This is a genomic window from Devosia sp. Micro-HW1 (assembly GCF_056341075.1).
Map to the genome: position 1 here is coordinate 809,192 of NZ_CP094375.1, position 13,285 is coordinate 822,476.

Genomic DNA, 13,285 nt, shown 5'->3' on the forward strand with positions numbered 1-13,285 from the left:
CCACCTTAGTCGGGATTCATCTGGCTGAATTGCCAATGTCCCCACGATTTACGCCAAATGATCCGACGCATCGAAGTTCTGGGTTTCCCCGCCTGCCAATTGCTCGATGTCGCCGGGCCCTTGCAGGTCTTCGCCTCGGCCAATGACATGGCCCGCTCCGCGGGCCACCCCACGCCCTACGAACCGGTCGTCGTGGCTCCGGCGGTGAGACTGGTCACCTCATCGGGCCTGGCGCTCGAAGCAGAAATCCTGCCCTCCAGCGATAAGGACCTCGATACGCTCATCCTTGCCGGGGGTTGGGGCGTCTATGACGCCTGCGACGACAAAAGCCTGATCGAATGGATCACCGCCCGCGCCGGCAGCGCCCGCCGCGCCAGTTCAGTCTGTAGCGGCGCTTTCCTGCTGGCGACCACCGGCCTGCTCGATGGGCGCCGGGCCGTCACCCATTGGGGGCGTTGCGCCGAGTTCGCCATGCGCTTTCCGAACATCCGGCTCGAACCCGACCCGATCTTCATTGCTGATGGAAAATACTGGACCTCGGCCGGCGTCACCGCCGGCATTGACCTCGCCCTGGCGATGGTCGAAGCCGATCTCGGTCGCGACATGGCCATATCGGTCGCCCGCCAGCTCGTGGTTTTTCTGAAGCGGCCAGGCGGTCAGTCGCAGTTTAGCGCCGCCCTCACCCTCCAGGACGACGCTGGCCGCTTTGATACTCTCCACGGCTGGATCATGGAAAATCTCGATCGTCCGCTGGCTTTGTCCGACCTCGCCGGCCGCGCCGGTATGAGCGAACGCAATTTCTCGCGCCGTTATCGGGAAGCGACCGGCAAGACCCCGGCCCGTGCCGTCGAGGACATGCGCATCGAAACGGCGCGACGCCTGCTCGAGCAGGATCTGCCCGTCGCCCGCGTCGCCACCCGTTGCGGATTTGGCAGCGAAGAGACCCTGCGCCGCGCCTTCCAACGCTGCGTCGGCGTCAGCCCCCAGGCCTACCGCGCCCGTTTCGCCGCCTGAGGCAGCGGGGCGATCGGGCCTGGAAGGCCCTGCGCCGCGACTCACAAAAAGAGAAGAGCGGCCCGCTGGCCGCCCTTTTGCAATACCCGCTCAGAACGGGATGTCGTCATCCATGCCGCCCGGCTCGAAGGCCGGCGCATTGGACGAGGGACGACGCCCACCGCCGCCACCGCCATTGCCCGAATTATCGCGCACGCCGCGGAAACCGCCGCTGTCGCCGCCACCATAGCCACCGCTATCGCCCGCGCCTTCGCCACGACCGTCAAGCAGAACCATGGACGAATTGAAGTTCTGCAGCACCACTTCGGTAGAGTACTTGTCCGCACCCGACTGGTCCTGCCACTTGCGCGTCTGCAGCTGGCCTTCGATATAGACCTTGCTGCCCTTCTTCAGGTACTGCTCGGCCACGCGCGCCAGACCTTCCGAAAAGATCACCACGCGGTGCCACTCGGTCTTTTCGCGCTGTTCGCCGCTATTGCGGTCGCGCCAGCGTTCCGACGTCGCGACGCTGAGATTGACCACCTTGCCGCCGCTCGGCAGGTTCCGCACTTCCGGGTCATTGCCCAGATTGCCCACCAGAATAACCTTGTTCACGCTGCCAGCCATGGCGCATTTCCTTCCAATTCAGTCCCGGTCTGCCCGGTCGCGGGACGCTTTCAAATGGGTCACAATGCTGCCCGGTGCGCAACCCTGACCCCTGGTCGCCGCAACCATAGACCTTTCCGTGTGCCACACACGCGGCATTTGCGGTTCTGCACAGCCGACGGCGCGCTTTGTTCTCTCTATGTTCTATTTTGCACTGCACTTGTCAAGAGTGACGTCTCTGCTGACTCCCTCTGTCAGCAGCCCTGCCCCATGGGATCATCACCGTTTTCATGCAGGGGGGGTGTCTATGGTGCGCTTGCTATTGCCGCCAGCCGCGCCCGCGATGCCCTTGTCGGCAATCCTTCGGCGACCATCTGGGTGGGCCGCAGCGCCGGTGCGCCCTTCCTGGCGGTCGGCGCATTCACCGCCTGGCATGCACTCACCATGGCGCCCGGCGCTTGACCGAATCCAGGAATGTTCTATCTATGTTCACATACAGGAATGGTGTTTTGGCAAGCTACGCACGAGACGCTAGACTGACGGAAAATCCCGCAGCAGACCAACGGACACCTTGCCCCGCCGCCCTATGCTGCCTATCTCATGGCCTTTGCTCGCCGGTCCTCCCCCACGGCGCGACACGCAATTGGATTGAACATGACTGACAAGCACAGCCTCAACCGCGAAATCGTCGTGCGTGGCGCCCGCGAGCACAATCTCAAGGGCATCGACGTCAAGCTCCCGCGCGATAGCCTCATCGTCATGACGGGCCTGTCCGGCTCTGGCAAATCCTCGCTTGCCTTCGACACCATCTATGCCGAGGGCCAGCGCCGCTATGTGGAATCCCTGTCGGCTTATGCCCGCCAGTTCCTCGAAATGATGCAGAAGCCCGATGTGGAGCACATCGAAGGCCTCTCGCCCGCTATTTCCATCGAGCAGAAGACCACCAGCCGCAATCCGCGCTCCACTGTCGGCACCGTCACCGAAATCTACGACTACCTGCGCCTGCTCTTTGCCCGCGTCGGCATTCCCTATTCGCCGGCCACCGGCCTGCCGATCGAAAGCCAGACCGTTTCGCAGATGGTCGATCGCACGCTCGAATTGCCCGAGGGTACCCGTCTCTACCTGCTGGCCCCCATTGCGCGCGGCCGCAAGGGCGAGTTCAAGAAAGAACTGGCCGACCTCATGCGCAAAGGGTTCCAGCGCGTGAAGATCGACGGCGAGTATCACGAGATCGAGGATGCCCCCGCGCTCGACAAGAAGTTCAAGCACGATATCGAAGTCGTGGTGGACCGTCTGGTTGTTTCAAAGGAAATTTCCGGCCGCCTGGCGGAGAGTTTCGAAACGGCACTGAAACTGGCCGACGGCATTGCCCTGGTCGAATTCGCCGACGAGAAGAACGAGGATGGCTCTGCAAAGCAGATCACCTTCTCGGAAAAGTTCGCCTGCCCCGTCTCCGGCTTCACCATCGCCGAGATCGAGCCGCGCCTGTTCTCGTTCAACAATCCCTTCGGCGCCTGCCCGGTCTGCGATGGCCTGGGCACCGAGCAGAAGATCGACCCCGATCAGATTGTCCCCGATCCGACCCTGTCGCTGCGCGATGGGGCCATCCTGCCCTGGGCCAAGACCAGCGCGCCCTACTACCAGCAGACCCTGCAGGCCGTCGTGAAGCACTACGGCGCCTCTACCGGCACGGCCTGGAACGAGTTGCCCTTCGAGGTCCAGCACGCCGTGCTCTACGGCACTGACAAGACCCCGATCAACTTCGTCTATGACGATGGTCTGCGCCAGTACAAGACGACAAAACCGTTCGAGGGCGTCATCGGCAACCTTGAGCGTCGCTACAGGGAAACCGAAAGCGCCGGCATGCGCGAAGAGATCGAAAAGTACATGTCGGCCAAGCCCTGCGTGGCCTGCGGCGGCTATCGTCTCAAGCCCGAGACGCTGGCGGTCAAGATCGATGGTCTCCATATCGGCCAGGTCAGTGACATGTCGATCAAGGTGGCCAGCAAGTGGTTCATCGACCTCTCCGACAAGCTCAACGCCACCCAGAGCCAGATCGGCGAGCGCATCCTCAAGGAAATCCGCGAGCGCCTGAAGTTCCTCAACGACGTGGGACTCGAATATCTCTCCATGTCGCGCAATTCCGGCACCCTGTCGGGCGGCGAAAGCCAGCGCATCCGCCTCGCCTCGCAGATCGGCTCGGGCCTCACCGGCGTCCTCTATGTGCTCGACGAGCCCTCCATCGGCCTGCATCAGCGCGACAATTCCCGCCTGCTCGAAACCCTGCAGCGCCTGCGCGATCTGGGCAATACCGTCATCGTCGTCGAGCATGACGAGGACGCCATCCTGACCGCCGACTATGTTCTCGACATCGGGCCCGGTGCAGGCGTCAATGGCGGCCGCATCGTCGCCGAAGGTACGCCCCAGGACATTCTCAACCACCCCGACAGCCTCACCGGCAAATACCTCTCCGGCCGCATGGGCATTCCGGTGCCGCCCGAGCGTCGTGAAGGCAAGAAGGGCAAGACCCTGTCCATCAAGGGCGCGACCGGCAACAATCTGAAGAATGTTTCGGTCGACGTGCCGCTCGGCATGTTCGTTGCCATTACCGGCGTTTCCGGCGGCGGCAAGTCGACCCTGATGATCGATACCATGTACCAGGCTATCGCCCGCCGCCTCAACGGCGCGCGCGTTGTCCCGGCCCCGCATGAAAGCCTGACCGGCCTCGAATATCTCGACAAGGTCATCGACATCGACCAGTCGCCCATCGGGCGCACACCGCGCTCCAACCCGGCCACCTATACCGGCGCCTTCACGCCGCTGCGTGAATGGTTTGCCGGCCTGCCGGAGGCGAAAACCCGCGGCTATGGCCCCGGCCGATTCAGCTTCAACGTCAAAGGCGGCCGCTGCGAGAAGTGCGAGGGCGACGGCGTCCTCAAGATCGAGATGCACTTCCTGCCCGACGTCTATGTCACCTGCGACGTCTGCAAGGGCAAGCGCTACAACCGCGAAACCCTCGAGGTCCAGTTCAAGGGCAAGTCGATCTCCGACGTGCTCGACATGACCATAGACGAAGGCGTCGAGTTCTTCTCGGCCGTCCCCACCATCCGCGACAAGTTCGCGACGCTCCAGCGCGTCGGCCTCGGCTATGTCAAGGTCGGCCAGCCCGCCACCACCCTCTCGGGCGGCGAGGCGCAGCGTGTCAAGCTCAGCAAGGAGCTGTCCAAGCGCGCCACCGGCCGCACGCTCTACATGCTCGACGAGCCCACCACGGGCCTCCACTTCCATGACGTCGCCAAGCTCCTGGAAGTGCTGCACGAACTGGTCGAAGGCGGCAACACGGTCGTGGTCATCGAGCACAATCTCGAAGTCATCAAGACCGCCGACTGGATCATCGACCTGGGCCCCGAGGGCGGCGATGGCGGCGGCGAGATCGTCGCTGTCGGCACACCAGAAGAGGTCGCGGAAAACAAGCGCTCCCACACCGGCCACTATCTCAAGGAAGTCATGGACCGCCGCCCGCACTTTGCGACAAGGGCGGCGGAGTAGCGGCGTCAGCGCTGGTCCCGCTGCGGATCTCCGCCTCCTCTACACCGTCATTGCCCGGCTTGACCGGGCAATCCGTCTTGCGGCATCGCATGGACCACCCGGTCAGGCCCGGTGGTGACGATGAACAGAAGGTTCTGGGGTCTTCACTATCTAGCCAGCCACCGTTCCGTCCTCAGGCTTGACCCGAGGGTCACTCGCCACGCCAGCGCATGTATCGAAAGACCCTCGGATCAAGTCCGAGAGCGGCACCGTGTTTTCGGATCGCTCCTCGCCACCTAAATCAACCCCATCTTCGCCAACTCCGCAGCAATCTCGGCCGAATTATCCTGGCCACCGGCTTCCATGTCCGGCGGCGCGTCTTCCGGCCGGAGATACCGCCAGCCCTGGAACGGCCGCTTGGGATATGGCACGGTCCGGATGATCTCGGGCGACATGATGATGTCGCAAAAATCCTTGCCCTCGGCATCAGTATATGGCGCCAGCCTCAGGATGCGCTGTCGACAGCAGATCGTCCCCGACATCACCCAGTAAATCGAGGCCACGCCTTCCATCTCGTCGCCACGCTTGGGCATCATGCGCGTACGGTGCACATGCACATCCTCGCCATAGTCAGCGCCCCACCAATGGGCGCGCTCATGGCGATAGCTTTCCAGTTCCTCCACGCTGGCGACGCCAACGCAGAGCTTGACCATATGAATCATGCAATCGTCCCGGGAGCGACGCGACCCTGGATCACGTCGATTTCGTCATCATCCACCACCCAGGGCTCCTGCAGGGCCAGGCTCAGCCACGCCTGGAAGGCTGGCAGCGCATAGATTGCCTCGACATAGCGGCCAGCCACGTCGGAAACCGGCAGGTCATAGGTCCTGATGCGCGTCGCCAGCGGCGCAAACATCGCGTCTGCAGCCGTGAACGAGCCGAACAGATACGGCCCGCCCGAACGGGCCAGCAGTTCCCCCCACAGGACTTCCACCCGATGCAGATCGAGCCGAACCTTGTCGAGATCGACCTTGCCAGGGTGGCTGGCGCGCAGGTTCATTGGCGCGTTGCTGCGCAGACCCATAAAGGCCGAGTGCATCTCCGCCGCTGCCGCCCGCGCCAGCGCCCGGTCAGCCCGGTCGGCCGGCCATATCGGCTTCTCCGGATAGAGGTCGGCAAGATATTCGATGATGGCGATGGTTTCGGGCACCACCAAAGCGTCGTCGATCAGCACCGGCACCTTGCCGGTGGGCGAGCGCGCGGCCAGGTTTTCGCGCCATCCGGGGCCCGAAAGCAGCAGCACCTCATCCTCGAAGGCAATCTCGAAATGCTTCAGTACCAGCCAGGGCCGCATTGACCATGTCGAGTAATTCCGATTCCCGATCAGGAGCTTCATGGAAAATCCTCATCTCAAGCAAGAAGGGCGCCCAGTGGCCGGGCGCCCTCCGTTTAAACCTGTAGCAGTGAAGAACTCCAGCGTCTTCTGTCGGAAACTCCGACCACCGTCTCAGACGCTAGCAACCACGGAGAAAACCAGCCCCATGGAAACGAGGCATACCAGCGCCCAGCTCATCGTCTGCCAGACATTGGTCCTGGTTTGACTGCGCATAGATCGCTCCTTGTCAGTCGTCCACACCGGCTTGAAAACGCCCAAATCAGCGCGCCGTTCCAGCCGGTAACAAATCGTTAGCCCTCAGGAACATGGGTGGCAAGCGACGAGAATGCAACACTCCACAGCCGCGAAATGGGCGCAGCATCGCCTCAGAACAGACCGAACCAGAGCCCTGCAATACCCAAAAAGGCAAAGAAGCCAATGACATCGGTTATGGTCGTCACGAACACGGCCGAGGCGATAGCAGGGTCGGCCTTGAGCTTGTCGAGCGTCAGCGGGATGAGAATTCCGAACGTGCCAGCCACGATCATGTTGATCACCATGGCCAGGGCAATGACGATCCCGAGTTGGTAATCCGCATAGCGCAGCGCGGTGACGATACCGATCAGCACCGCAAAAATGACCCCATTGACCACGCCCACCACCATTTCGCGGCGAATGAGGCGCCTCAGGCGCCCGCCATCGAGTTCGCGCATGGCAAGCGCACGCACCGTGACGGTCATGGTCTGCGCCCCCGCATTGCCGCCCATCGAGGCGACAATCGGCATGAGCACGGCCAGTGCCACCATCTGGTCGATCGTGGCCCCGAACAGGCCGATGACGAAACTCACCATGACGGCGGTGAACAGGTTCACCACCAGCCACGGCACACGGCTCTTGACCGTGTCGAGCGTGGTATCGGACACGTCCTCGTCGCCCACGCCGGCCAGGAGCTTGATATCCTCATCCGCTTCTTCGTGGATGACGTCGACCATGTCGTCGATGGTCAATACGCCCACCAGCCGCCCGCTCTCATCCACCACGCCCACTTCCACGAGATCATAGCGCTCGAATGTGCGGGCCGCCTCTTCCTGGTCCTGCTCGGCCTTGATCAGCACGAAGCTGGTATTCATGATCGCGTCGATCTTGGTGGCGCGTTGCGCGCGCAGGAACTTGTCCAGCGGCAGCGTGCCCTGCACCCTGTAGGCCGCGTCGACCACATAGAGCTGGTAGAATTCGTCCGGCAGGTCCTGCTCCTTGCGCAGGTAGTCGATCACCTGCCCCACCGTCCAGAAGGGCGGAATGGCGATGAAATCCGTCTGCATCCGGCGACCGGCCGATTCCTCGGGGAAATCGAGGCTGCGCTTCAGCGCCAGCCGCTCGAAGGTCGGCAGCGCCTGCAGGATCTCGTCGCGATCCTCCTGCTCGAGGTCTTCGAGCAGGTAGACGGCGTCGTCATTGTCCAGCTCCGCCACGCCGCGCGCAATGTCGGCATTGGGCAGGGCTTCCATGATGTCGAGACGGATGCTCTCGTCGACTTCGGTCAGCGCCGAAAAGTCGAACTTGTCGCCCAGCGCCCGCACCAGGGCCAACCGCTCCTCGGCATCGAGCTGTTCGAGCACGTCGCCGACATCGGAATTGTGCAGAGGCTCCATGACCAGCGCGACGTCATCATTGCGTCCCGCCTCCAGAAAGGCGCGCAGCCTCTCCAGCCAGAGCGGACTGATATGGCCTTCCGCATCGCGAAACACATCAATGTCTTTCCCGGCGTCCTGGCCGGGCGGCAATTCAAATTCGTCGCTCATCGGGAGCCCTTTGCGTGTCTGCGGGGTTTCGGGGGCAAGAGAAGCATGTAGCCAATCGACAAGGCTTGCGCCAGACTTGCCTCGCGGCTTTTTCGTGCAATTGCGGAGCGTCACCCATGCAGTCCAGTAGCGGCCTGGAAACAGCCTTCAAACGAATTGCCACGCTGGCCGAAGCCCGCCAGCTTGCTCAGGTCGAGCGCGGCACCAGTGACGATACGCCGGCCCTCGAGGTCGCCGGCGTCGTCTTCGTGCGCCTGCTCGACGAAACGACTGCCGTGCTGGAATGCCCGGTGGATCAGAAGGTCTTGCTGATGGACATTTCGCCCGATCTCTATTTCGAGACCGAGCAGTATGTCGGCCACGACGCCATGCTCGTCCGCCTCGACCGCATCAGCGACGAAGAACTCTCCCTGCGCCTGCACGACGCCTGGTTTTTCAGGGCCCCGGAGAGGCTGAAGAAGGGGTGACATACGTTCGGCGGGACAAGGGCGTACCGCGTCCGCAGGGCCGACCTCGGACTTGATCCGAAGGCCTGCTTGGGAGCCACCGCATCGGGAATGCGCACTGGGGTAGCGGCCCTCGGGTCGAGCCCGAGGGCGACGCAGCGCAGGTTGAAGTGTTCATCGACACCTCCCCCTGCGAAGGGGGAGGTAGCGTCGCTAGGCCCGTCAGGGCCGTAGCAGAGCTCGGTGGGGGTGATTTACCCTACCCGCTTCCCGCTCTCAGCATTAAAGCCATGCAACGCCGCCGCCGGCAGCACAAAATCCACGCGATCGGCCTCGCCCACGTCAGCCCGGCCCTGCTGCACCAGGATCAGCGCCTGCTCGATCCCCTCGACGCGCACATAAAGGTGGCTCTCGCCGCCCACCGGCTCGATCAACTCGACCGTACCCGACATGGCGATGTCCGCACCCTGCCCCATCACGATGGCATCGGGGCGAATACCGACGATGTCTACGCCATCAGGCAGGACCGGCATGGTGCTTCCGGCAATGGCTGCCAGCTTTTCCACCGGCATCAGGTTCATCGGCGGCGAACCGATGAAACCGGCAACGAACAGGCTGGCGGGCCTGTCATAGAGCTCAATGGGCTTGCCCACCTGCTCGATGCGCCCGCCATTCATCACCACCAGCCTGTCGGCCAGGGTCATGGCTTCGAGCTGGTCATGGGTCACATAGACACTGGTGGTCTTCAATGAGCGCTGCAGCCGGCGGATTTCGATGCGCATCTGCCCGCGCAGCTTGGCGTCGAGATTGCTCAGCGGCTCGTCAAACAGGAATGCCTTGGGCTGGCGCACGATGGCGCGGCCCATGGCGACACGCTGGCGTTGTCCGCCCGAAAGCTGGCGTGGCTTTCGCTCGAGAAACGGCGTGATCTCCAGGATCTTTGCCGCCTCTTCCACGCGCCGATTGATCTCGTCGCGCGGGGCGCCGCGGTTCTTCAGGCCATATTCCAGGTTCTGCCGCACGCTCATATGCGGGTATAGCGCATAGTTCTGGAACACCATGGCAATATCGCGTTCCGCCGGCTCCTTCTTGTTGACCACGTCGCTGCCGATGGAAATCGTGCCATCAGTAATTGTTTCGAGCCCGGCAATCATGCGCAGCAGCGTGGACTTGCCGCAGCCCGACGGGCCCACCAGCACAACCATTTCACCGTCTTCGATGCTGAGATCGAGGGCATGGATGGCCGTGACATTGCCCGGATAGACTTTGCGTACGGCCTTGATGTCGATGCTTGCCATTGTTCTTATTTCTCCGTTTCGACCAGGCCTTTGACGAACAGGCGCTGCATGAAGATGACGATGAGGACCGGTGGCAGCATGGCCATGACCACGGCCGCCATGATGATGTTCCACTGCGGATCGGCGTCCTGGACGGCCGCCATGCGCTTCACGCCCATCATCAGCGTGTAGAAATTGGGATCGGTGGTCACCAGCATCGGCCAGAGGTACTGCATCCAGCCGAAGATGAAGAGGATCACGCAGAGCGCGGCGATATTGGTGCGCGAGAGCGGCAGCAGAATATCGCGGAAGAACTTCATCGGCCCGGCCCCGTCCACGCGCGCGGCCTCCATAAGTTCATCGGGAATGGTCATGAAGAACTGCCGGAACAGGAACGTCGCGGTTGCTGAGGCGATGAGGGGAATGGTGAGCCCCAGGTAGGAATTGAGCATTCCCAGATTGGCCACCACGGCGAATGTCGGGATGATGCGAACTTCCACCGGCAGCATCAGCGTGATGAAGATCAGCCAGAAGGCCAGCACGCGTCCGGGAAACCGGAAGTAGACGATGGCAAAGGCCGAAAGGATGGAAATGGCGATCTTGCCGGCGGTGATGATCACGGCCATCCACAGCGAGTTCCATGCCATCAGCCAGAATGGCGCGGCGCCGCGGCGGGTCTCGGTCAGCACCTCGACGATGTTGTTCCAGAGCTGGTCCCCGGGCAGCAGCGGCATCCGGCCCGAACCCATGGCGAAGGGGCCATGGGTCGAGGCGATCAGCGCCACATAGACGGGGAACACCACGATGATGACGCCGACAATAAGCACGGCGTGAGTGAAGAAGGTCAGCCAGGGGCGATTTTCGACCATTTGCGCGCCCTCCTAGTACTGCACCCGGCGTTCCACATAGCGGAACTGGATGACGGTGAGAGCGATGACGAAAAGCATCAGGATGACGGACTGGGCCGAGCTTGAGCCCAGGTTGAGGCCGATATAGCCGTCCGTGTAGACCTTGTAGACCAGCGTGTTGGTGGCCTGGTTCGGCCCGCCCGTCGTGGTGGCATCGATGACGCCGAACGTGTCGAACATGGTGTAGTTGAGATTGACGATGAGCAGGAAGAACGTGGTCGGCGACAGCAGCGGGAAGACGATGGTCCAGAACCGCTTGAGCGGCCCCGCCCCGTCGATTGCCGCCGCTTCATTCAGCGATTGCGGAACCGACTGCATCCCCGCCAGGAAAAAGAGGAAATTGTAGGAAACCTGCTTCCAGCTTGCGGCCACGATGATGAGGATCATCGCATGTGTGCCATTGAGCTGGTGATCCCAGTCCACGCCGAAAAAGCTAAGCATGTAGGGCAGGATTCCGGTGGACCCGTTGAACAGGAACCACCAAAGGATACCCGCAACGACGGGCGACACGGCATAGGGCCAGAGCAGCAGGGTCGAATAGGCCGATGCCGATCGGATCAGGCGATTGACCGCCACGGCCAGGATCAGGGCCAGTCCCATCGAGATGGCAGTGACAGCCAGCGCGAACAATGCCGTCCGGCCGATCGAGGCCAGGTAGGCCGGATCCTGGAACAGGCGCGCATAGTGCTGGATGCCCACGAAACTCGTGGCGAGCCCGAACGGGTCCTCGCGTTCGAAGGATGATTTCACGGCCTGGCCAGCGGGCCAGATGAAGAAGATCAGCGTGATGATGATCTGCGGCGCCACCAGGAGGTAAGGCAGCCCCTGCGAGGGAAAGACTGTGCGTTTGGTATCCATCGACCCGATCCGCGGGAGTGCCGGCGAGGCGCCCCGGAAAAAACGATTGGGCGGGGCGAAACCTCGTTTCGCCGCCGCCCGGTAGTATCAAGGCGCCTTACTGGTTCGCGGCCTCGAAGTCGCGCAGCAGCTGGTTGCCGCGGGCGACGAGATCGTCGAGAGCCTGCTGGGCACCCTTGTCACCCGAAAGCAGCGCCTGGAATTCCTGGTCAATGACGTCACGGATCTGGACGTAGTTGCCGAAACGCAGGCCCTTGGAGTTTTCGGTCGGGGCGTTGAGGGTCATCTGCTTGATGGCCACGTCCGAACCCGGATTGGCTTCGTAATAGCCCTGTTCAATACCGAGGTCGTAGGCGGCCTGGGTGATCGGGAGGTACCCCGAATACTGGTGCCAGTCGGCCTGGACTTCAGCAGAGGACAGGTAGTTGAAGAAGTCGGCAACGCCCTTGTACTCGGCTTCGTCGGCACCCTGCAGGACCCACAGGGTCGCGCCGCCGATGATCGAGTTCTGGGCCGGGGTGTCGGCATAGTGCGGCAGCATGCCGAAACCGACTTCGAAGTCGGCGGCATTGGCCATCACGCCGGCGCGCGAGGCGGACGAGTTCATGTACATGGCGCATTCGCCCGTATAGAACTTGGCCGGAGCATCAGCACCACCGCCCGGACCGCCATACTGGAAGACGCCTTCGTCCTGCCAGCGCTTCAGGTTTTCCCAGTGCTTGACCTGCAGCGGACCATTGACGGTCAGCTCGGCGTCAAAGCCGCCAAAGCCGTTTTCCTTGGTGCCGATTGGCTGGTTGTGCCAGGCCGACAGGTTTTCCAGCTGTGCCCAGGAAATCCAGCCGGTGGTGAAACCACACGTGGCGGCGCCCGATTCCATGATTTTCTTGGAATAGGCTTCCAGGTCTTCCCAGGTGGCCGGCGGGGTGTTCGGGTCAAGGCCGGCTTTTTCGAAGGCGGTCTTGTTGTAGTAGAAGATCGGGGTCGAGGAATTGAACGGCATCGAGAGCATGTTGCCTTCGGTGTCGGTGTAGTAGCCCACGACAGTCGGCAGGTAGTCGGCCGGGTCGAAGTCGGCGCCCATGTCCGCCATCAACTGATAGACCGGGTATACGGCGCCCTTGGCGGCCATCATGGTGCCGGTGCCAACTTCAAACACCTGCACGATATCGGGCTGCTCGCCGGCGCGGAAGGCGGCGATGGCAGCAGTCATGGTCTCGGCATAGGAGCCCTTGTAGACCGGGGTCACGACATAGTCGGACTGGCTGGCATTGTAGCCGGCCACGATTTCTTCGAGCTTGGTGCCCAGCTCGCCACCCATGGCGTGCCACCAGGTGACTTCGGTCTGCGCAAAAGCGACCGAAGTGGTAAGGGCCAGCGAAAGGGCAGCAAGGCCCATGCGATTGAGGTTCTTCATGCTTGTCTCCCAACGGATACCGTCATGCACCCCGAAGGGGGCGCCCGGTTCCTGCCAGACCATGTTTGTGAGCGC

12 protein-coding genes are annotated in these 13,285 nt (G+C 62.4%); 4 read left to right on the plus strand and 8 right to left on the minus strand.

The genetic code is table 11. From position 1 onward, the window contains the following. Window positions 1–60: 60 nt before the first annotated feature. Window positions 61–1,014: a GlxA family transcriptional regulator gene (locus MQW79_RS03715; protein WP_476588180.1), complete on the plus strand. Its 954-nt coding sequence runs from the start codon at window positions 61–63 to the stop codon at window positions 1,012–1,014. Window positions 1,015–1,104: 90 nt separating this feature from the next. Here the strand turns inward: MQW79_RS03715 and ssb are convergent, their stop codons facing one another. Further along, on the minus strand, window positions 1,105–1,620 hold the full coding sequence (gene ssb / locus MQW79_RS03720; protein ID WP_476586910.1) for a single-stranded DNA-binding protein: 516 nt from the start codon (window positions 1,618–1,620) through the stop codon (window positions 1,105–1,107). A gap of 249 nt (window positions 1,621–1,869) precedes the next feature. Between ssb and MQW79_RS03725 the strand changes: the two genes are divergently transcribed. Together MQW79_RS03725 and uvrA are read left to right on the plus strand one after the other, a co-directional pair. After that, a complete protein-coding gene (locus MQW79_RS03725) occupies window positions 1,870–2,061 on the plus strand; it encodes a hypothetical protein (RefSeq protein ID WP_476586911.1) in 192 nt (63 codons plus the stop codon). Between the two features lie 192 nt (window positions 2,062–2,253). Then, window positions 2,254–5,148, plus strand: a complete 2,895-nt coding sequence (gene uvrA / locus MQW79_RS03730; protein ID WP_476586912.1) for an excinuclease ABC subunit UvrA — start codon at window positions 2,254–2,256, stop codon at window positions 5,146–5,148. Between the two features lie 275 nt (window positions 5,149–5,423). On the opposite strand, the gene MQW79_RS03735 is transcribed toward uvrA, so the two are convergent. The 3 genes from MQW79_RS03735 to mgtE all read right to left on the minus strand — a co-directional run bounded on the left by MQW79_RS03735 (window position 5,424) and on the right by mgtE (window position 8,304). Then, window positions 5,424–5,849 (minus strand): DUF1489 family protein, encoded by a 426-nt coding sequence (locus MQW79_RS03735; protein ID WP_476586913.1) that lies wholly within the window; start codon window positions 5,847–5,849, stop codon window positions 5,424–5,426. Continuing rightward, window positions 5,846–6,523: a glutathione S-transferase family protein gene (locus MQW79_RS03740; RefSeq protein ID WP_476586914.1), complete on the minus strand. Its 678-nt coding sequence runs from the start codon at window positions 6,521–6,523 to the stop codon at window positions 5,846–5,848. Before MQW79_RS03740 ends, MQW79_RS03735 begins: the two co-directional genes overlap by 4 nt. A 365-nt stretch (window positions 6,524–6,888) precedes the next feature. Next, window positions 6,889–8,304 carry a magnesium transporter gene (mgtE, locus tag MQW79_RS03745; RefSeq protein ID WP_476586915.1) on the minus strand — a complete coding sequence of 472 codons (1,416 nt, stop codon included), beginning with the start codon at window positions 8,302–8,304 and terminating at the stop codon, window positions 6,889–6,891. A 116-nt stretch (window positions 8,305–8,420) separates the two neighbouring features. On the opposite strand from mgtE, the gene MQW79_RS03750 reads away from it, so the two are divergent. Continuing rightward, window positions 8,421–8,771, plus strand: coding sequence for an MmcQ/YjbR family DNA-binding protein (locus MQW79_RS03750; RefSeq protein WP_476586916.1), 351 nt, complete (start codon window positions 8,421–8,423; stop codon window positions 8,769–8,771). A gap of 233 nt (window positions 8,772–9,004) precedes the next feature. On the opposite strand, the gene ugpC is transcribed toward MQW79_RS03750, so the two are convergent. The 4 genes from ugpC to ugpB form a co-directional block, all read right to left on the minus strand. After that, the gene (gene ugpC / locus MQW79_RS03755; protein ID WP_476586917.1) at window positions 9,005–10,048 is read right to left on the minus strand and encodes a sn-glycerol-3-phosphate ABC transporter ATP-binding protein UgpC; all 1,044 of its coding nucleotides are present in this window, start codon (window positions 10,046–10,048) and stop codon (window positions 9,005–9,007) included. Window positions 10,049–10,053: 5 nt separating this feature from the next. Next, entirely contained in the window at window positions 10,054–10,896 is an 843-nt protein-coding gene (gene ugpE, locus MQW79_RS03760; RefSeq protein ID WP_476586918.1) for a sn-glycerol-3-phosphate ABC transporter permease UgpE, read from the minus strand. Between the two features lie 12 nt (window positions 10,897–10,908). Beyond that, complete coding sequence (gene ugpA / locus MQW79_RS03765) at window positions 10,909–11,793, minus strand: sn-glycerol-3-phosphate ABC transporter permease UgpA (protein ID WP_476586919.1); 885 nt, start codon at window positions 11,791–11,793, stop codon at window positions 10,909–10,911. Between the two features lie 97 nt (window positions 11,794–11,890). Next, window positions 11,891–13,210 carry a sn-glycerol-3-phosphate ABC transporter substrate-binding protein UgpB gene (gene ugpB / locus MQW79_RS03770; RefSeq protein WP_476586920.1) on the minus strand — a complete coding sequence of 440 codons (1,320 nt, stop codon included), beginning with the start codon at window positions 13,208–13,210 and terminating at the stop codon, window positions 11,891–11,893. Window positions 13,211–13,285: the final 75 nt, after the last annotated feature.

Bases quoted from the DNA above. Each gene is read 5' to 3' on its own strand.
- ssb (WP_476586910.1), bottom strand. From the start codon at position 1,620: ATGGCTGGCAGCGTGAACAAGGTTATTCTGGTGGGCAATCTGGGCAAT.
- MQW79_RS03725 (WP_476586911.1), top strand. From the start codon at position 1,870: ATGGGATCATCACCGTTTTCATGCAGGGGGGGTGTCTATGGTGCGCTT.
- uvrA (WP_476586912.1), top strand. From the start codon at position 2,254: ATGACTGACAAGCACAGCCTCAACCGCGAAATCGTCGTGCGTGGCGCC.
- MQW79_RS03735 (WP_476586913.1), bottom strand. From the start codon at position 5,849: ATGATTCATATGGTCAAGCTCTGCGTTGGCGTCGCCAGCGTGGAGGAA.
- MQW79_RS03740 (WP_476586914.1), bottom strand. From the start codon at position 6,523: ATGAAGCTCCTGATCGGGAATCGGAATTACTCGACATGGTCAATGCGG.
- mgtE (WP_476586915.1), bottom strand. From the start codon at position 8,304: ATGAGCGACGAATTTGAATTGCCGCCCGGCCAGGACGCCGGGAAAGAC.
- MQW79_RS03750 (WP_476586916.1), top strand. From the start codon at position 8,421: ATGCAGTCCAGTAGCGGCCTGGAAACAGCCTTCAAACGAATTGCCACG.
- ugpC (WP_476586917.1), bottom strand. From the start codon at position 10,048: ATGGCAAGCATCGACATCAAGGCCGTACGCAAAGTCTATCCGGGCAAT.
- ugpE (WP_476586918.1), bottom strand. From the start codon at position 10,896: ATGGTCGAAAATCGCCCCTGGCTGACCTTCTTCACTCACGCCGTGCTT.
- ugpA (WP_476586919.1), bottom strand. From the start codon at position 11,793: ATGGATACCAAACGCACAGTCTTTCCCTCGCAGGGGCTGCCTTACCTC.
- ugpB (WP_476586920.1), bottom strand. From the start codon at position 13,210: ATGAAGAACCTCAATCGCATGGGCCTTGCTGCCCTTTCGCTGGCCCTT.